Raw genomic sequence first — 19,303 nt, forward strand, 5'->3', positions numbered from 1 at the left:
ATGTTTCGCCGCGCCGGACAGGCGCCCAAAAGGAAAACCCCCGCCGGAGGCGGGGGCTTTTTCGCAGGTCCTTACGGTCTATTCGCTGCGCATGATCCCGAGAATGTTCAGGATATGCACGAACAGGGTGACGAACGAACCGTATAGCGCGAAGGCGCCGAAGATCGCCGAGCGCTCGTTGCTCGCCGCGCCTTCCGCGTAAAGCGATTTGATCATCTGCGTTTCATAGGCGGTGACCGCGGAGAACACGAGCACCACGAGCGAGGAGGTGACGAGGCTCGCCATCCCGCTCTTGAAGAAGATCGCGTTGACGATGATGGCGATCAGCAGCCCGACCGTGGCCATGACCAGAAAGCCGCCCATGCCGGACAGATCGCGCCTGGTCGTATAGCCCCACAGGCTCATGGAGCCGAAAGCGGCTGCGGTGATGAAGAAGGCGCGGTAGATGTCGACCGCCGCGCCGGCCGCCTTGAAGGCGAACAGCATCGGCGCGATCAAAAGGCCCCACAGCGCGGCGTAGACCCAGAACATGCCGTGGGCCGCCGCCGTCGAGCCGCTGTAGATCACCCGCGGCGCGAAAAAGCCAAGGCCGAGAATGCCGGCGAACAACACCCATTTGAGGGGCGTCAGAGCGATGGCCTGCACCATGGCCGGGTTCGACGCGACGAAGAATGAGACGAGTCCCGTCGCGGCGACCGCGAGCGCCATGTAATTGTAAACGCCGAGCATGTATCGGCGCAGGCCTTCGTCGATGGCGACGGTACCGGTCCGCGCGACGGCGGCGTCATAATTGCGGCGGAAATCGTTCATAGCTCCAGGCTCTCCTTTCGGACGACAGGTCGGGCCAATATATCGGGCGTCGCGGCTTCGGCTTCAAGCGGAATCGGGACTTCTCGGCGCGCCGCCGGCGCTGCAAGACCAACAAGTTGAACTGGTTATCCGCCGTTAACCGCGGCTGCGCCGCAGCCGCGCGGCGAAAAAGCCGTCCATGCCGCCCGCTTCGGCTAGGTGCGAGGGCAGGGTTCTCAGATCGCCCTCGCGCGTGATCGCGGCGGGAAGTCCGCCGATTTCCTCCGCACGCACAGGGATCCGCTCCAGTCCGGAATGGCGGGCGAGCGCGGCCGCCGCCTGGCGCTCGCCTTCTTCCGGCTGCAACGAGCAGACGGCGTAGACCAGCACGCCGCCGGGTTTGAGAAAGCCGAGCGCGCGGTCGATCAGCCTCGACTGCAGTCTTGCAAGCGCGGCGATCTCGTCCTCGTTCTTCGCCCACGGAATGTCGGGACGCCGACGAATCGTTCCGGTCCCGCTGCATGGCGCGTCGAGCAGGACGGCGTCGGCCGGCGCGTCCGGAGTCCATTTCAGGATGTCGGCTTTCACGGTTTCGGCCGACAGGCTGACGCGCTGCAGATTCTCCGCGAGCGTCTTGAGGCGCGGTCCGGCGACGTCGACGGCCGTGACGCGCCCGCCCGCCGCGGCGAGCTGCAGGGTCTTGCCGCCCGGCGCGGCGCACAGATCGAGAACGCGCTTGCCGGCGATTCCTTCGGGAAAGGCGCCGATGAGCAGCCGCGCGGGCAGGGCGGCCGCGGCGCCCTGCACCCACCACCGGCCTTCCGCGTAGCCGGGAAGACGAGGCACGGGCCCGGCGTGGTCAAGGCGCAGCGAGCCCGCGGCGAGCAGCCGCGCGCCGAGTCGCTGCGCCAGCGCTTCGGCTTCCGCCGGGTCTTTCGGCGTGAGGTCGAGCGGGGGCTCGCGGCGATGGGCCTCGGCGACGGCGCGCGCCGCGGCGGGGCCGTAGGCGCGCTCCCAGGAGCGCCACAGCCAGCCCGGCGTGTCGATCCGGACGGGGAGCTTTTCAAGCGCCGCGGGCCCCGCCGCGGCGATTTTGCGCGCCACCGCATTGATCATGCCGGCGTAGCCGGCGGTCTCCTGAAAGGACCGGGCGAGCGCGACGGCGGTGTTGACGACGGCGTGATCGGCGACGCCGAGCGCGGCGGATTGAGCTGCGGCGAGGCGCAGAATATCCATCGCGCGCGCGGCGCGCTTCGGCAACGGCCGCTCGACATGGGCGCCGATGAGCGCGTCAAGTCCGCCTTGGCGGCGCAGCGCCGTCGTCGCCAGCGTCCGCGCGAAAGCGCGGTCCGACCCCTCCAGCGCGTCGAAGGAGCGGCACTTGTCCAGCGCCTCGTCGAGGCCCGCGCCGGCGCGCACGAGCGTGAGAATGTCAAGCGCGGCGCGTCGGGCGACGAGGCCCTGAGTCGCGGGTTTCGCCGGCGGGCGCTTTTTCGAAGCGGCGGTCATGGCGAGGCTCTAGGACGGACGGGCGGGGCTTGTCACCTCCCGAAGCGGCCTGTCGGGGAAGTCCGCCCTTTCCGCGGACCGGGTTTGCGCCTATGCTCGCGCGCGAAGCCGCCCGCGCGCGGGGGCGCAGGCGCGGCGGAAACGTCAGGGGTATGGGGATGATGAAAAAACTCATCGCGGCCGCAGCGGTCGCAGCGTTGACGGCGGTCTCCGGGGCGAGCGCGCAGCAGGACGCGGTCTCGAATCCGCGGGGAATCGTGGCCAATTTCGATCCCGCGAATGTCGGGCCGATCTTGACCGAGCTCGGCGCCGTCTGGCAGCAGCGCCAGGCGCCGGACGGGCGGCCCTATATCGCGGTGAGCGCCGGCGGCGAGCTTTCCTTCAACATCATCCCGACGGCCTGCCAGGGGCCCGATTTCACCAACTGCGTCGGCATGAATTCGGTGGTGCTGTTCGCCGGCTCCGGGTTCAATCACCAGACGGTGACGGCCTTCAACCAGCGCTACTGGTTCTCGACCGCCGGCCTCGCCGAGGACGGGCGCAGCGCCTATCTCAGCCGCTATGAGATCGCCGATTACGGCATCGCCCGCGGCAATGTCGCGGCGAGCATCCTCAATCTCGTGGCGCTGGCCGACATATTTCGCGACGAGCTGCGCACCTCGGCGCAGACCATCGCCCATGAGGGATATGCTGAGGATCTCTCGGCGCGGCTGCTGAATTCGCGCGGGCTTGCGGCCATGGCCGGCGCGGCGGGCGAGACGCCCGTCACGCGCCATCAGGGGGCGATGGAGGAAACCGCCGAGCTCGTGCGCGTGCTGCTGCGCGACCGCGACGCGCCGCGCAACAAGATCGAGAATATCGGCGCAGAACGATAGACCCGGCGCGGACCACGGGCGCTATTCGGCTTCCAACGCCGCGAGGACGTCGGCGCAGAAGCGCGCGATGTCGAAGCTGACCGTCGGGCTTTCATCGAAGCCGCGGCGCACGACGACGACGTTCCGTTCCGGGACGATCATCACATATTGCCCGCGATTGCCCATTGCAGCGAAGCTGCCCTCGGGCAGGCCGTGGCGCGGCCCGAACAGCCAGAATTGCGCGCCGTAGCCGGGCCGGCCTTCCGGCGGCTGCGAAGGCGCCGGCGTCGCGACGAACGCGGCCCAGCCCTCGGGAAGGATGCGCGCGCCGTTCCATACGCCGTCGTTGAGATAAAGAAGGCCGAGCCGGGCGAGGTCGCGCGCCGTCGTCCACACCTGGCTCGACAGCACGAAATCGCCGTTCCAGTCGGTTTCGAGAAAGGTCCGGTTCATGCCGAGCGGAAACAGCAGCTTCTCGTAAGGAAAGCGCCAATAGGCGCCGTCGTCGCCCATGCGTTCGCGCAGCGCGCGCATCGCCGCCATGGTGTCGTTGTTGGCGTAGCGCCAGCGCGTTCCGGGCGCGGCGACGAGCCGGTTCGGGATCGCGTGATCGACGACGAGCCCGCCGCCGAAATAGACGTCGTCGGTGCGGTTGCCGGCCGTAAGCGACGTAAGCCCGCTCGACATGTGCAACAGATTCTCGATCGTGATCGCCGCGCGCGGATCGCCCGGCGCCGACCATTGGGCGAGGCCGGCCGGCTCGCCTGGCGCGATCAGGCCCTGATGCGCGGCCGCGCCGATGATCGTCGCCGCGATCGACTTCGCGACCGACCAGGTGCGCTGGGGAACGTCCGGGCCGAATCCGTCCCGATATTTTTCTGCGACGATGCGCCCGTCCTTCACGACCACCACCGCTGTCGTCTCTGTTTTCTCTCCATAGCTCGCCCGGTCGAAGGCCGCCGCGACCACGGCGTCGAGGGCGGGGTCGGGATCGATCGCGACATGCTCGCCCGCCGGCCATTCGGCGCGGCTGTCCTTGCGCGGCCGGTCGAGCGAAAGCCGCGGCAGGCGCCCGGCCAGGGAGGCGTCGGCGCCGCTCGGCAACTGCGCGCAGCCGAGCAGCGGGCGCCAGGCGGCGATGCGCGGCGGAAATCCTTCCGCATAAGCGACCGAGACGGTCTTGTTCTTCTCGTCGATGCGTGCGGCCGGCAGCGCCGCCATCGCCTCGCGATAGTCTGCGTAAATATTGGCGAGCTCGTCGCGGTCGATCTCGTCGAGGCTGCGGCCCGCATTGAAATGCGCCGAGCAGGCGAAGGCCGCCTTGTAGCCGGCGACGAGCGACAGATGGGCCGGGTCGGCCTCCTGGGCGCGGGCGGGGCCGGACAGGGCTGCGAGCAGCGCAAGCGTCGCGGCGCCAGGCAAGGAGCGGAACGAAGCGGCGATCATGACGGAGCCTTTCCTTGAGCGATCCGGTTTATGCGGGCCGGCTTAGAGGCGGTCGGGCGCAGCGCGCCTGCGGGCGCGCGAACGGTCTTGTCGATTGCCGTCGAAGACGCCCGCGACGATAGGCCGGCGGGGTCCATGAAAAAAGTCTCGGGCTCGGCGGGCGCGCCCGATTTCCGCCTTCTCGGCCGGCGATGCTGTGCGGGCGCGCGCTTGAGGCGGCAGGCGCGTTCGCCGTATGAGAAACCCATGACGATGGCGTTCCAGAGCGGGGGAATGATGCGAAAGGCGGGGCGAAAAACGACGAAGCTGGCGGCAAGCCTGCTGACGGCGCTTGTAACGGCGTTTCCGGCGGCGGGGCTTTCCGCCGCAACGGCGCAGGAGCCTTCCTTCGAGGAGTGGCTCGACGGCTTCCGCGCCGAGGCGGCGGCCGCGGGCGTGCGCCCCGACGTGATCGAGGGCGCGCTCTCCGGCGTCGCGCCCATCGACCGGGTCTTCGAGATCAACGACAACCAGCCTGAATTCGCCCGCGCAATTTGGGATTACCTCGACGGCGCGCTCTCGGCGAAACGCATCGAGACCGGCCGGGCCAAGCTCGCCGAGCATCGAGACCTTCTTCGCCGCATCGAGACGGCCTACGGCGTCGACGCCGAAATCCTGGTCGCGATCTGGGGGCTCGAGTCCTCCTACGGCGCGGTGATGGGCGATTACGACGTCGTCGCCGCGCTCGCCACGCTCGCCTGGAAGGGCAGGCGCTCGGGCTACGGGCGCAGCCAGCTCATCGGCGCGCTGAAGATTCTGCAGAACGGCTACGCCGCCCGCGACGAGCTCAAAGGCTCCTGGGCCGGGGCGATGGGCCAGACCCAGTTCGTGCCGACGACCTATCTCTCCTATGCGGTCGACTTCGACGGCGACGGCCGACGCGATCTTTGGCGCGATCTCGGCGACGTGTTCGCTTCGACCGCCAATTATCTCGCCGCGTCCGGTTATCGCGCCGATGATCCGTGGGCGGTTGAAGTGATATTGCCTGACGGCTTCGATTACGCTCTCGCAAAGCCAAATTATCGACGCGCGCTCGCCGAATGGGCGGCGATGGGGATCAGGGGCGCGCAAGGATCCCTGATCGGGCGCTACGATCCGAACCTTCGCGGGCGGGTCTTTCTGCCCGCCGGCGCGCGCGGGCCGGCTTTTCTCGTCTTCGGCAATTTCGAGGCGATCCTGAAATACAATAATTCGACCGCCTACGGACTGGCGGTCGGGCTTCTGTCAGAGGCGGTGGCCGGCGGCGCGCCGGCGCTCGTGCGCGACTGGCCGCGCGACGATCGCGCGCTCACCCTGTCCGAGCGCAAGGCGCTGCAGCAGGCGCTGAAAGATCACGGCTTCGATCCCGGTCCCGTAGACGGCATCATCGGCGCAGGCACGAAACGGGCCCTGCGCGCCTGGCAGCAGAAAGAGGGCCTGCCCGCCGACGGCTACGCTTCGGCCACGATGCTGGCGCTGCTCACCGCGCGTCTGCCGGCGACGGAGGAAAGCGCCGCGGCGCAGGAGCGATAGAAATATTTTGAAATAATTTGTGAACAGCCGGCTCTTGCTGCACTGCACAAAAATCACTAGCTGAAGCGCACGCTGCGCCGCAACAGATCCTGCGGCGCGATCTGTCTTGAGGAGGAGGAGTTCCACCATGGCCACCGCCGCCAAAAAAGCCGCTCTGCGCCGCGCGCCCAAAACCGCCGCACCGGAGACCGAAACCCCCGAAGCCGCGCCGGAAATCGCGGCGAATGAAGCCTTCGCGACCGCCGGCGCCTTCGCCGAAACCGCCGCGCGTCAGTACGACGCGTTTCTGACCGCCTTCAACGGCCAGGCCGAAGCGGTCCGCGAGAACGCCGAGGAGTTCGCCGAGGCCGCCCGCGCCAATCTGGAGACGATCCAGAACCGCGCCCGCGCCGTGAGCGCCGACTTCGTCGCGGCCGCGCAGGACGAGACCGCCCGCGCGATCGACTTCGCCAACGAACTCGTCCGCGCGCGCACCGTCGCCGACGCGCTCGAGATCCAGCGCGACTACTGGACGAACCTTTTCGAGACGCGCCTCGAGCGCGTCCGCAAGCTCGCAGACGCCTCGGTCGAGACCGCGCGCGAGAGCTTCGAGCCTTTCGCCAAGTCGCTGAACGCGGCGGCTGCGACCGCAGGCTCGCTGGGAAAAGTCTTCCCCTTCGCCGCGAAGTAAGGCGAAATCGACGCGAGTTCAAAACGGCCTTTCCCGCAAGGGGGAGGGCCGTTTTCATTTGCGGGGCGTCAGAGCAGGGCTTCGCGCGTCGCGTCCGACCAGCCGATGAAGACCTTGCCGTCCATCTCGATCACCGGGCGCTTGATGAGCGTCGGATTCGCGGCCATGAGGGCGAGCGCTTTTTTCTCGTCGAGATTTTCCTTGTCCGCCGCGTCGAGCCCGCGCCACGTGGTCGAGCTTCTGTTGAGCAGCTTCCGCCAGCCGGCGGCCTTCGCCCATGCTTCGATCTGTTTGCGCGACGCGCCGTCCGCGCGCAGGTCGACAAAATCGACCGCGCGCCCTGACTCCTTCAGGGCGCGGATCGCCTTGCGGCACGCATCGCAGGTCTTGAGGCCGTAGAGTTTCAAAGTCGCCTCACGCCACTTGCAATCTGAGATAATTCAGCAGATCCGTTCGCGTGATGAGGCCCTCGAACTTGCCGTTCGTCATCACCACGGCGACGTGGCCCTTGGCGAAGACGGGCAGCAGCTCCTCCATCGGCTCCGAAGCGTCTAGGGTCTCGACCCGGTAAGTCATGGCCGACTTCACCGGCTCCTTGAACTTCTCGCGCTCGCGCACGACGGCGAAGAGGATGTCCTCCTCGTCGATGAGGCCGGCGAGCGAGCCGTCCTCGTTCAGCACGGGAAGCTGCGAGATGTCGTAGAGCTTCATCCGTCCGTAGGCGGCCATGAGCGTGTCGTCCGGCCCGACCGTCACCGTCGCGTGCTCGGAATGCTTGCGGCTGATGAGGTCGGTGAGATCGCCCTTGGGCGGGCGCTTCAGGAAGCCCTGATCGTACATCCAGAAGTCATTGAACATCTTGGAGAGATATTTGTCGCCGCGGTCGCAGACGAAGGCGACGACGCGCTTCTTCTCGCTCTGGGCGCGGCAGTATTTGAGCGCGGCGGCGAGGATCGTGCCGGAGGACGAACCGGCGAGCACGCCCTCCCGGCGCAGAAGCTCGCGCGCGGCCTCGAAGCTTTCCCTGTCGGTGACGGCGTAGGCGCGCTTGACGCGCGACAGGTCGCAGATGTCGGGAATGAAATCCTCGCCGATGCCTTCGACGAGCCAGGAGCCGACGGCGTTGGGCTTCTGGCCGGTGTTGACGTAGTCGGCGAGGATCGAGCCTTCGGGATCGGCGAGAATGATCTCCACATGCGGCGCGGCCTTCTCGAAGAAGCGCGACAGGCCGGTGATGGTGCCGCCCGACCCGACGCCGGCGACGAGGGCGTGCATGTCCTCGCCCATCTGGGCCCAAATCTCCGGGCCGGTCGTCGTCTCATGCGCCTTGGGATTTGCGGGATTGCCGAATTGGTTGACGTAGAAAGCCCCGGTCTCTTCGGCGATGCGTTGGGCGACGTCCTGATAATATTCCGGGTGCCCCTTGCCGACGTCGGAGCGCGTGAGGCGCACGTCCGCGCCGAACGCCTTGAGGTGGAAGATCTTCTCCTGCGCCATCTTGTCGGGCACGACGATGATGAGGCGATAGCCCTTTTGCGCGGCGATCAGGGCGAGCGCGAGGCCGGTGTTGCCGGCCGTCGCCTCGACGATCGTTCCGCCCGGCTTCAGCTTGCCGCTCTTTTCCGCCTCCTCGATCATGGCGAGGCCGATGCGGTCCTTGATCGAGCCGCCGGGATTGTTGGATTCAAGCTTCAAAAAGAGTTCGCATGGGCCGGCGTCGATATTCGACACCTTGACCATGGGCGTCTTGCCGATGCCTTCGAGCACGTTGTCGAGGACGGGTCCGAACGCGGTTTCTTTCATCAGATTCTCTCCGCCGATGTTGAGACGGACTTAACGCGAATTCTTCGCCAAGTCATGGGGCGGCCCGGATCGCGCTAGCCTTTCTCATGCGGCGGGCGCGCCTGAGCGCGCGGATGAAAAAACGCGCCGGATGCAGCGCCTCGGCGATTTCATGATCGACGGGCGCGGGCTCGCCGGTCATCTCGGCGGCGATCATCGCCGCGGCGAGGGGGGCGGTCACGAGCCCGCGCGAGCCGAGCCCGGCGAGAATGTAGACGCGGGGAAGGGCCTCGCCGGGCGGGAAGGCCCTGCGCGCGCCGGCGCGCAGATCGTCATAGGCTGCGCCGTAAAAGCCCAGATCGGGCGCCGGACCGGCGACCGGCAGCCGGTCCGGCGTCTGGCAGCGGACGGAGGCGCGCGGGCGCGCGGCCGCCGGATCGAGCCGGCGGGCGATCGCCGGCGCGACAGCGGCGAGGGCGGCGATGTTCGCTTCGCTCGCGCGGCGCGAAGAGGAGGGCGCCGCGCCCACGCCCAGCCGTTCATAGGTCGCGCCGATGACCAGCCCGCCCTGCGGGGCGGGCGCGGCGTAGGCGCCGCAGGCGCGCGCGCCCGACGGGGGCGCGACGTCCGGGAACCAGTCAATCTGGCCGGCGACGCGCGTCAAGGGCAGCCCGCGCGCCTCGACGAAGCGCAACGCGTCGGCCCCGTTCGCCAGCACGGCCGCGGCGAAACCTTCATGCAGGCCGCCGTCGGTCTCGACCGCGATCGCCGCCCCGTCGCGGACGAGCCGGCGCGCGCGGGCGCGCACGACCGGCGCCGCGCCCGCCAGCGCTTCGACGAGACGGCGGGGATCGATCACGCCCGCCTGCGGCAGGAACAGGCCGTCCGCTTCACGCTTCAGCCAGTCCGGCGGCAGAAGCCCGCTTTGCGCGATGCGTTCAAGGCGGTCCTTATCCGCTGCGTCCTTCGCGCCGAGCAGCACGCCGCAGGGAAGATATATCGGCCTTTCTTCTTCGCCCATGCCTGCGTCTGAGGCGTCCGCCAAGTCATTCAGCACACGAATTGCATAAAGATAGGCGGCGAGGAAAAATCGCGCCGCCGGGCCGGCGTCGAGGTCGAGCCGCGGCATGACAAGTCCTGCAGGATTGCCCGAGGCGCCGGCGGCCAGCGCCTCGGCCTCGAAGATCACGGGGACCAGTCCCGCCCGCTGCGCGGCGCGCGCCATGCTCGCCCCGGCGATTCCGCCGCCGATGACGGCGACGCGCGCGCCCGGATCGAGCCTGGCGCCGTTTACGGACTGAAACCATGGCGCGCGCTTCGAACGCGCGACGGTCGGCGCGTCGAGCCGACCCGCCAGCATTTCTTTCTTGCGCCCGAAACCAGGGCGTTTTTCGTGAGCGAAGCCCGCTTCGGCGAGACGGCGCCGCACGGCGCCGGCGACGGTGAAGGTGGCGAATGTCGCGCCCGGCTTCGACAGGCGCGCGGCCTCGCGAAACAGCGCCGCGCGCCACATCTCGGGATTTTTCGACGGGGCGAAGCCGTCGAAAAACCAGGCGTCGATTTCGCCCTCGGCGCGCGCGAGCATCGCGCCGGCCTCGCCGTATGCCAGGGTCAGCGCGACGTCCCCGTCGAGATCGAGACGGTGAAAGCCCGCGACCGGCGGCGGCAGAAGCGCGCGCAGGCGCGCCGACAGCTCGGCGAGCGCAGGCCAGGCCGCGTGCGCGCGCGCCATGTCCTGCGCCGACAGAGGCCAGGCTTCGACGGAGAAAACCCGCAGCCGCGCGCCGGCGGGCTTATCCGTCTCGCGCCACAGCGCCCAGCTCATCAGAACGTTGAGTCCCGATCCGAAGCCGAGCTCGCCGATGGCGAAACGCCCCCCTTTCGCGAAGCGCCGGGGAAGGTCGTTCCCGTTCATGAAAACATGCGCGGCTTCGGCCGGTCCGTGTCCGGAGAAATAGACGTCGCCAAAGGCGCGCGCCCGCGGCGCGCCGTCTTCCCAGTCGACTTCGGCCGGCAGGATGCGCGGCGCCATTTCGTCCTTTCCGCCGGTCATGGCGAGGCTTTAGCGCGGTTTCGCGCGGCGGCCTATGGGGCTTTCGCCGGCCGCCCCTTGGGAAAGGCCGGAAAGTGCGATAGCACAGCGCGAGCCTTTCCTTGCCCGGACAGCCCGCGAACCCGCTCATGACCGAACAGAAAAACCGCCCCGCCTTCGCGACCCGCGCGATCCACGCCGGCCAGGAGCCCGATCCGCTCACCGGCGCGGTCATGCAGCCGATCTACCAGACCTCGACCTACGCCCAGGAAAGCCCCGGCGTGCACAAGGGGTTCGTCTACGCCCGCGGCGCAAACCCGACGCGCTTCGCCTACGAGCGCTGCCTCGCCGATCTCGAGAACGGAGCCCGCGGCTTCGCCTTCGCCTCCGGCATGGCGGCGATCTCGACCATGCTGGAGCTGTTCCCGGCGGGCGCGCATGTGGTCGCCATGGACGACGTTTACGGCGGCACCTACCGGTTGTTCGAACGGGTGCGCAAGGACTCCGCCGCGCTTTCGGTGTCCTATGTCGATCTGTCGAAGCCGGAAGCGCTCGACGCGGCCGTTCGCCCCGAAACGAAACTGGTCTGGATCGAGACGCCCACCAATCCGATGCTGAAGATCGTCGACATCGAGGCGGTTTCGAGAATCGCCAAGAAGCACGGACTTCTCGTCGGTTGCGATAACACTTTCGCCTCGCCCTATTGTCAGCGGCCGCTCGATCTCGGCGCCGATATCGTGATGCATTCGGCGACGAAATATATCGCCGGCCATTCCGACGTGGTGGGCGGCGCGCTTGTGGCGAAAGATAATTCGCTCGCGGAACGCCTCGCCTTTCTCCAGAACTCGGTCGGCGCGATTCAGGGGCCGTTCGATTCGTTTCTGGCGCTGCGCGGGCTGAAGACCCTCGCGTTGCGGCTCGAACGCCATTGCGCGAACGCGCTCAGCCTCGCTGCGTGGCTGGAGGCCCATCCCGCTGTCGCGCGCGTCGCCTATCCGGGCCTTGAAAGCCATCCCGGCCATGCCGTCGCGCGCCGCCAGATGGACGCCTTCGGCGGCATGGTGACGATCTGGCTCAAGGGCGGGCTCGAGGCCGCGCGGACCATGCTCGAACGGGTCTCGCTCTTCACGCTCGCCGAGTCGCTGGGCGGCGTCGAAAGCCTGATCGAGCATCCGGGGCTGATGACTCACGCTTCGGTGCCGGCCGCGCGCCGGGCTGAACTGGGCGTCGACGATTCGCTGGTGCGCCTGTCGGTGGGCGTCGAGGACGTCGAGGACCTGCGCGCCGATCTCGATCAGGCGCTCAAAGGGTTGTGATCGGCGCGGCGACTGGCGGTTTTTCGGACGTGACATCGCGCGGCGCGCCGTTAGGATCGCCCCCGAACCCCGCATCATGCCGTCCCATCGTCCCGGAGGAGAAACGCCGCATGCGCCCTGTCGCCGCCGCTATCGTCGCCGTCGCGCTCATCCTGTTCCACTTTCCGGCGCTGGCCGAGCCGATCGATTATTATCGCGCGCCAGGCGCGTACTACGATCCGGCGATTCCGACGCCTGACGAATTTTTCGGCCATGGCCTCGGCGACAAGCCGGTGCGGCACGACATGATGGTCGCCTATATGCGCGCGCTCGCTCGCCAGTCGCCGCGCATCGCGGCCGAGACAGTCGGCTTTTCGCACGAAGGCCGGCCGATCCTGTTCCTCACGATCACCGCGCCGGAAAATCATGAGCGGCTCGATGACATTCGCGCCGCGCACATCGCCCGGCTCGCCCCAGATGCGCCGGATACGGACGGTCCCGCCGTCGTCTGGCTGCATTACGGCGTGCACGGCGCGGAATCCTCCGGCATGGACGCCGCCATCCCGACGCTCTATCACCTCGCCGCCGCGCAGGGCGAGGCGATCGAAGAGACGTTGCGCGATACGGTCGTGCTGATGGTCGCGATCTTCAATCCGGACGGCCACTCGCGCCGGGTCAATCACGTCTACACCTTTCTGAGCGAGACGCCGGTCACGGATCCTGCGCACGCCCAACACAATCTGTGGATCGAGGCGCGCACGAATCATTACTGGTTCGACCTCAACCGCGACTGGATGCTCCAGACGCAGCCAGAGAGCCAGTCATGGATCGGCAAGTGGCATGAATGGAAGCCGAACGTCGTCGGCGACTTCCATGAAATGGGCTCGAACAGCACCTATTATTTCCATCCGGGCGAACCGCGCCGGGTGAACCCGCTCATCCCGGAGAGAGCGCGCGAACTCGCCTCAGCCTTCGCAGAGGAGTACCGCGGCCGGCTCGACGCGGCGGGCGAGCTTTACGCCTCCGAGGAGGGCTTCGACAATTTCTATGTCGGCAAAGGTTCGACTTATCCGCAGGTCAATGGGGCCGTGGGAATCCTGTTCGAAGCGGCGGCCGCGCGCGGCGGGCGCATCGATACCGATAACGGCCTGCGCACCTATGCGCAGAACATCCGCATCCACTTTAACATGTCGCTTTCGACGATTGAAGGCGCGCGACGGCATCGCGCGGCGCTGCGCGCCTATCAGCGCGCGTTCTTCGCCGGCGCGCCGCGCGAAGCGCGCGCCCATCCGGTCAAGGCCTATGTCTTCACGACCGCCGGCGACGAGGCGCGCCTCGATCATTTTCTGAAGCTGCTCGCGCGCCACGACGTCGCCGCCTACCGGCTCGCCCGCGACGTCGCGGCGGGCGGGCGCGACTTCCGCGCTGGAGCGAGCGTCGTCGTGCCGCTCGATCAGCCGCAGCACCGCTTCATCCGCGCGCTGTTCGATCGCGTGACCGAGTTCGAAGAGAACGTCTTTTACGACGTCTCGGGGTGGACGATGCCGCTCGCCTACGATCTCGATTACGCCCCGCTCGACGGCATGCGCTACAACGCTTCCCTGCTCGGCGAGCGCGCCCGCGGCGCCGGCTACGCCAAGCCCGCCCCCGGCGAGGCGCGCTACGGATATATCTTCGACTGGGAGGACTATTACGCGCCGCGCGCGCTTCATCGCTTTCTGAGCGAGGACGTGATCGCGCGCGTGCTGGCCGCGCCGAAGACGCTCGCGATCGACGGCGCGCCGCGCGAATTCCGCCGCGGGGCGATCTTCGTTCCCTTCGCGGGGCAGACGGTTTCGCGCGAGCGCATCGCGCAGATCGCCGCGCGCGTGGCGCGCGAGGACGGGGTCGACATTTTTCCGCTGGACAGCGGAAACGCCGCGCCGGGCGTCGGCGATCTCGGCGCGAGCCGCAGCGTACGCTCGCTCAAAAAACCGAAAATCCTGCTCCTGTTCGACGACGGGGTCTCGCGCTACAGCGCCGGCCAGATCTGGCACCTGCTCGACTGGCGCATGAAGATTCCGGTCGTCATGCGGCGCAAGAACGACCTCGGCGGGCTGAAACTTTCCGATTACACCCATATCATTCTGCCGGGCGGACGCGGCGCGCGTCTGGACGACAAGGACGCGGAGACCGTGAAAACATGGGTTCGCGCCGGCGGCGTGCTGATCGCGACGGCCGACGCCGCGGTCTGGGCGCAAGGCGCCTTTCTGGCGGATGCGGCGCGCGAAAAACCGGCCGAGGAAATCCCGGCGGGCGAAGAGCGCCTCGATTACGCCGAAAAAACGGTGAAAGACGCCGAGCATGTCATCGGCGGGGCGCTGTTCGAAAGCGATCTCGACATCACGCACCCGCTTGGCTTCGGCTACGCCGACCGCGCCATCGCGACCATGAAGACCGGCGCTCATGTGCTGGCGACTCCGAAAAATCCTTACGCGACGGTCGCGCGCTATACGCAAGCGCCGCTCCTGTCAGGCTATGCGTCCGAGCGTCGTGTCGGCGAGATCGCGGGAACGCCAATGCTCGCTGCCGATCGCCTGGGCGCTGGAGCTATCGTTCTGTTCACGGACGATACGTCCTTCCGCGCGACTTTTCTCGGCGCGGACAAGCTGTTCATGAACGCGGTGTTCTTCGCGCCGATCGTGGAAGCCGCAGGAGCGGCGGGCGCGGCCGCGCATTGATCCCGGCGCGCAATTTCCAGCGCCGCGTTCGCTTGGATGACCTGAGAACCAGGGCGTCGGCGGGCGGCGCCGCAGCGAAACGGCGCCGCCCTTTCGCCGCCGGCGGGGGAGAGTGCCGGCGACCTTGTGGGGCTTTCGTACGAAAGCCGCAGCCCGTAACGACGACGGCGCGCCACCGCCAGTCGCGCGCCGCCCGTTCGTTTGAAAGCCTATGGCGAACCCGATCGCGGGGTCAACGGCTTTTCTTCGATGGCGTGATGGTGAATCGTCTTCAGATCGGCGCGGTAAGAGCCTTTGACGCAAGCCAGGAGGCGTTATGATGCAAAGCGACGCGCAGGGCGGGCTTGCAGAGCGAATCAACGACGCCGCCGCGCCGGTGAGCGATGCGGCGAGCGCCGTGATCTTCTACTCGATCCGTATCGGCGAGGTGGATCTTCCGCTCGTCGTCGTCTGGCTCATCGTCGCCGCGACGGTTTTCACGTTCTATTTCCGCTTCATCAACCTGCGCGGCTTCGCCCATGCGTTGAGGCTCGTCGTTCGCCGTCGCGCAAGGCACGAAGGCGACGGGGAGATTTCCCATTTCGAAGCGCTGAGCTCGGCGCTCTCGGGCACGGTGGGGCTCGGCAACATCGCGTCGGTTCCGGTGGCGATCGCGCTCGGCGGGCCCGGCGCCGTCTTCTGGATGATCGTCGCGGGCTTTCTCGGCATGACGTCGAAATTCGCCGAATGCGCGCTGGCGGTGAAATACCGCCGCACGAAGCCTGACGGAACCGTTATCGGCGGGCCGATGTTCTATATCGAAGCCGTGTTCTCCCGCCGCGGGCTCAAGACTCTCGGCAAGTTCGCCGCGGTTTTCTTCGCCATAATGACCATCGGCGCTTCGGTGAGCGTCTTTCAGGTCAACCAGAGCTACGCGCAGCTCTCCAACGTGACGGGCGTCACGGCGCCGCTCGCCTATGGCGTGATCGTCTCGGCCCTGGTCGCCGTCGTCATTCTCGGCGGCATACGGAACATCGCGCGAGTGACGCGCGTGCTGGTGCCTTTCATGGGCGCACTCTATCTGGCCGCGGGCTGGCTCATCATCCTTCTCAATATCGACGCCGCGCCGGCGGCCGTCGCCGCGATCTTCAAGGGCGCTTTCGGGCTCGAAGCCGCTGGCGGCGGGATCGTCGGCGCGCTCGTCAACGGCGTGCAGCGCGCGACTTATTCGAGCGAGGCCGGCGTCGGCTCTGCCGCCATCGCGCACGCGGCGGTGCGCACGAAAGAGCCGCTGACGGAAGGTTATGTAGCGCTGCTCGAACCGTTCATCGACACCGTCGTCGTCTGCGCGACCACGGCGCTCGTCATCATCATGACCGGCGCGCATGAGCCTTATCTCTACGTGCCGCGATCCGAGATCGTCGGCATCGAGATCACCTCGGCGGCGTTCGGCTCAGCTTTCTCCTGGTATCCTTACGTTCTGCTCGTCTCTGTCATTCTGTTCGCCTTCTCGACGCTTATAGCCTGGGCCTATTACGGCGCGCAGGCCGCGGCCTATCTGTTCGGCGCGACGCGAGCCGTCGACGTGACGTTCAAGCTGACCTTGTGTGCGCTGCTGTCGACCGGCGCGGCGATTCATCTGTCGTCGATCATCAGCTTCATCGACTCGATGCTGTTCGGCATGTGCATCCCAAACATCATCGCGCTTTACCTGCTGCTGCCCGAACTCAAGCGCGATGTGCGGCGCTATGAAGCGGCGCATTTCGCGCCGAAGGCGGGGAAGACTGGAGACGCGCCGGCCGGCACATAGGACGCGGCGCGTCCTTCCGGACCTGCGGCGACCCGTCAAGAGGCGCCGTCGCCTTTTCCGTCTCGATCGCCGCGCGCGCGTTCGCGTTCGATCCGGCGACGCTCGCGTTCGATCGCCTTGCGCTCCTCCTTGAGGCGCTCTTCGGCTTCCCTGAGCGCTTTTTCGCGCGCCTGGAGAAGCTCGATCTCGTCGATTTCCGCCCGCAGCCGATGCGCTTCGGCGATCGCCAGCGCCCGCTCGCGCGCCCGTTCAGCCTGCTCAAGCGCCCGCTCGCGGGCGCGTTCGACCTCTTCCCGGGCGCGCTCCATGTTTTCGCGCCATTCGTCCGCCCATTCGCCGGCGAAATCGAGTGTCTTTGCGTCGAAGGCGAACCAGTCGCCATCGAAATCGAAGGAGAATGTCGACAAGCCGTTCTCGCGACGCTCCTCCATCGCGCGCCTGTGGCGCTCCATGGCTTCGGCGTGAGCTTCGCGCGCCCTGCGCATTTGCGCGCGCATCTTTTCAAGCGCCTTGTCCAGTTTGGCGCGTTCTTCTTCGGCGAGCTCGCCGTCGAGGTCGATGACGGTTTTCTCGCCGTCCTTCGATTTGTATATGAACTTTCCGCGCTCGATCTTGAGGCTTTCCTCGCCGTCTTCGTCGCTGAAGACGAAGGCGCGTACGGCTTCGCCGTCGAGATCGGACGACAACTCGGGCCAAGCCGGGGGCGCATTCCTGGGCGCTTCGGGCGCGCGCGGGGCCGGAGCCGGTTCGGTCGCCGGAGCCGGCGCGGCTTCGGGTTCCGGCGCCGGCGCCGGGCCTCCGGCGGCGACGAGGCTCAGGGGATCGACGCGCGTCCCGTCGATGAGCGTTTCGAAATGCAGATGCGGACCGGCGACGTCGCCAGTGGCGCCGACCCGGGCGATCGTCTGGCCCGCCTTCACGCGGTCGCCCTTGCGCACGGCGTAGCTGTCGAGATGGGCGTAGCGCGTGACGAGCCCGTTGCCGTGATCGATGACGACGACCTTCCCCCAGGCGGGCTTGTCTTCATAAACGTCGGTCGCGGCGACGATCACGCCGTCAGCGGGCGCGGTCACGGGCGCGCCGCGCGGCGCCCTGATGTCGACGCCCTGATGAACGCGGCGCGCGCGGCCGAGTCCGTCGGTGAAGCTGACGGCGAAGTCGAGCGTAATCGGTCCGTTGACCGGCAGGCGCTCAAGGCTGACCGTCGCGCCGGGCTGGCGGTCCGGCGCGACGGCGAAGGCGGCTTGCGCGAAGGCGAGCGCGCCGGCGGCGAGGCCCGCGCCGAGCGCGGCCAGACGCCCGCGCGGCCGGTCGGAGTCCGGGGCGCCTGACAGAATGGCGTCGAGGCGCATCCTGCGGCTGCGACGGTCGAACGGCGTGAAGGCGAGGGCGAGCGCCCGCGCGCTGCGCGCGCGTTCGGCGGCGAAGCGCAGGCTCTCTACGAAGCAGGCTGCATAGGCGCGCCGGTCCGCGCCGCGCTCGAGCACCAGCGCGTCCGCGCTCTGCTCGGCGGCGAGCTCGGCGCGCGCCGCGATGCGCGCCACGAACGGATTGAACCAGAAGAACAGGCGCGCCGCGCGCAGCGCCGCGAACAGAAAACCGTCGCCGCGCCGGATATGAGCGAGTTCGTGCGCGCACATCATCACGACGTCCTCGCGACGCATCCGCGTTTCGATATCGGCGGGAATGAGGATCGCGGGTCTGAAGAGACCATAGACGCATACGGAGGAAACGGCCTCGGTCTGTTTCAGGCGCGCCGGCCCGGCGACGCCGAGCCGCCGGCGCCAGTCTTCGAGCGCGAAGGCGAGGCCGGGGTCCGCCAGCGGGCGCGCGCGGCGCAGGGACGCCGCGAAGACGAGCGCGCGCGCCGCCCAGAGGCCGAAGAAGAGGAAAAGCCCGTAGGCGTAGATCAACCAGGCCGCGCGCAAGACGGTCGCGGCGTCAAGATCGGCGCCGGCCGGCGGGCCGTTCTTTTCGGGCGCGGCGGCGAGCGCGGGCTCGCCGGTGGTCGCCAGCACAAGGGCTCTCTCGGCCGCGCCCGGCGCCGGCGCGGCGTCGACGGGAACGGCGGAGGCTTCCTGCATTGCGGGCGCGGACAGGGCGCCGAGGGTCGCTTCCGCGGCTGTTTCAATCGCGGCCGCCGCCGGGCGCAACGATACGCCGGCCGCGGCGAGCGCCGGCGCGATCAGTGTCGGCGCGGCGGCGAGAAGCAGCGCGCCGAGCCAGAGCGTTTCCGAGTTCGTGAGCGGCCGACCCCCGTCGAGTCGCGTCGCGGCGGCGTAAACGATCGGCGCCCAAAGCAGCGACGCCAGCAGGCAGAGGATTGCGGGTTCCATCTCGAAGCCGGTCATTTTCTGGTCTCCCCGTCGCGGGCTTGTCCGTCGCGCAGCATTTTTTCGAGCTCTTCGAGTTCATCCTCGGTGAGCAGTTTCGATTGGGCGAAGTAAACGGCGGACGGCGCCGCGTCGAGCTCGAGCACGCGGCTCGAGAAGTCCTGAATCATCCGTCCAAGGAGCGCCACCTTGCCGATCGCGGCGGCGTAGACATTGGCGCCGTCGGCCGGCCGGCGCGTCAGGAGCCCCTTGTCCACCATCCGCTCGAGCACCGTGCGCAAAGTGGAGTAGGACCAGCCGAGCGGTTCGGCGAGCTCGTCGGCGACGGCGCGCGCGGTGAGCGCCTTGCGCCGCCATAGCAGCTTGAGAATTTCCAGCTCCGGCCGCGTCGGCTGGACGTGGCCGTCTTGCGGGGTTGCGGGGCGCATCGTTTCTCTCTCCCCGTGTGTCGCAGACTGTTTTCCTGAGCGGACGGCGGGACCGCCTCTTGTGATGCGACGTCTGTAGCATGGCGCTACAAATGTCGCAACCAC

General features: G+C 67.9%; 14 protein-coding genes. 6 read left to right on the plus strand and 8 right to left on the minus strand.

From position 1 onward, the window contains the following. Positions 1-78: 78 nt before the first annotated feature. Both CHB64_RS04310 and CHB64_RS04315 read right to left on the minus strand, forming a co-directional pair. The gene (locus CHB64_RS04310) at positions 79-810 is read right to left on the minus strand and encodes a Bax inhibitor-1/YccA family protein (RefSeq protein ID WP_089411320.1); all 732 of its coding nucleotides are present in this window, start codon (positions 808-810) and stop codon (positions 79-81) included. Positions 811-945: 135 nt separating this feature from the next. Next, entirely contained in the window at positions 946-2,298 is a 1,353-nt protein-coding gene (locus CHB64_RS04315; protein ID WP_089411321.1) for an RsmB/NOP family class I SAM-dependent RNA methyltransferase, read from the minus strand. Between the two features lie 158 nt (positions 2,299-2,456). Between CHB64_RS04315 and CHB64_RS04320 the strand changes: the two genes are divergently transcribed. Beyond that, positions 2,457-3,173 (plus strand): YbjN domain-containing protein, encoded by a 717-nt coding sequence (locus tag CHB64_RS04320; protein WP_143265936.1) that lies wholly within the window; start codon positions 2,457-2,459, stop codon positions 3,171-3,173. A 21-nt stretch (positions 3,174-3,194) separates the two neighbouring features. On the opposite strand, the gene CHB64_RS04325 is transcribed toward CHB64_RS04320, so the two are convergent. Next, positions 3,195-4,598, minus strand: coding sequence for a serine hydrolase domain-containing protein (locus CHB64_RS04325; RefSeq protein WP_089411323.1), 1,404 nt, complete (start codon positions 4,596-4,598; stop codon positions 3,195-3,197). Positions 4,599-4,844: 246 nt separating this feature from the next. Between CHB64_RS04325 and CHB64_RS04330 the strand changes: the two genes are divergently transcribed. Further along, entirely contained in the window at positions 4,845-6,149 is a 1,305-nt protein-coding gene (locus CHB64_RS04330; protein WP_234993305.1) for a lytic murein transglycosylase, read from the plus strand. A 127-nt stretch (positions 6,150-6,276) separates the two neighbouring features. After that, positions 6,277-6,819 (plus strand): phasin family protein, encoded by a 543-nt coding sequence (locus CHB64_RS04335; protein WP_089411324.1) that lies wholly within the window; start codon positions 6,277-6,279, stop codon positions 6,817-6,819. Positions 6,820-6,887: 68 nt separating this feature from the next. Here CHB64_RS04335 and CHB64_RS04340 read toward each other — a convergent pair whose 3' ends face one another. From CHB64_RS04340 to mnmC, 3 genes are read right to left on the minus strand one after another with little or no spacing between them, the layout of a single operon-like run. After that, positions 6,888-7,226, minus strand: coding sequence for a Spx/MgsR family RNA polymerase-binding regulatory protein (locus tag CHB64_RS04340; RefSeq protein WP_089411325.1), 339 nt, complete (start codon positions 7,224-7,226; stop codon positions 6,888-6,890). A gap of 7 nt (positions 7,227-7,233) precedes the next feature. Then, complete coding sequence (locus CHB64_RS04345) at positions 7,234-8,622, minus strand: pyridoxal-phosphate dependent enzyme (RefSeq protein WP_089411326.1); 1,389 nt, start codon at positions 8,620-8,622, stop codon at positions 7,234-7,236. 52 nt (positions 8,623-8,674) lie between these two features. Further along, positions 8,675-10,654, minus strand: coding sequence for a bifunctional tRNA (5-methylaminomethyl-2-thiouridine)(34)-methyltransferase MnmD/FAD-dependent 5-carboxymethylaminomethyl-2-thiouridine(34) oxidoreductase MnmC (gene mnmC, locus CHB64_RS04350; protein WP_089411327.1), 1,980 nt, complete (start codon positions 10,652-10,654; stop codon positions 8,675-8,677). Between the two features lie 128 nt (positions 10,655-10,782). Between mnmC and CHB64_RS04355 the strand changes: the two genes are divergently transcribed. The 3 genes from CHB64_RS04355 to CHB64_RS04365 all read left to right on the plus strand — a co-directional run bounded on the left by CHB64_RS04355 (position 10,783) and on the right by CHB64_RS04365 (position 16,437). Then, the gene (locus tag CHB64_RS04355; protein ID WP_089411328.1) at positions 10,783-11,949 is read left to right on the plus strand and encodes a cystathionine gamma-synthase; all 1,167 of its coding nucleotides are present in this window, start codon (positions 10,783-10,785) and stop codon (positions 11,947-11,949) included. A 110-nt stretch (positions 11,950-12,059) separates the two neighbouring features. Next, on the plus strand, positions 12,060-14,648 hold the full coding sequence (locus tag CHB64_RS04360; RefSeq protein ID WP_089411329.1) for a M14 family zinc carboxypeptidase: 2,589 nt from the start codon (positions 12,060-12,062) through the stop codon (positions 14,646-14,648). Between the two features lie 316 nt (positions 14,649-14,964). After that, complete coding sequence (locus CHB64_RS04365) at positions 14,965-16,437, plus strand: alanine/glycine:cation symporter family protein (RefSeq protein WP_089411330.1); 1,473 nt, start codon at positions 14,965-14,967, stop codon at positions 16,435-16,437. A 35-nt stretch (positions 16,438-16,472) separates the two neighbouring features. On the opposite strand, the gene CHB64_RS04370 is transcribed toward CHB64_RS04365, so the two are convergent. Next, positions 16,473-18,788, minus strand: a complete 2,316-nt coding sequence (locus CHB64_RS04370; protein WP_089411331.1) for a peptidoglycan DD-metalloendopeptidase family protein — start codon at positions 18,786-18,788, stop codon at positions 16,473-16,475. Further along, complete coding sequence (locus tag CHB64_RS04375; RefSeq protein ID WP_089411332.1) at positions 18,785-19,198, minus strand: BlaI/MecI/CopY family transcriptional regulator; 414 nt, start codon at positions 19,196-19,198, stop codon at positions 18,785-18,787. Before CHB64_RS04375 ends, CHB64_RS04370 begins: the two co-directional genes overlap by 4 nt. Positions 19,199-19,303 lie beyond the last annotated feature (105 nt).

It is taken from the genome of Amphiplicatus metriothermophilus (assembly GCF_900199215.1).
In the GTDB taxonomy this organism is placed as follows: Bacteria; Pseudomonadota; Alphaproteobacteria; order Caulobacterales; family Parvularculaceae; genus Amphiplicatus; species Amphiplicatus metriothermophilus.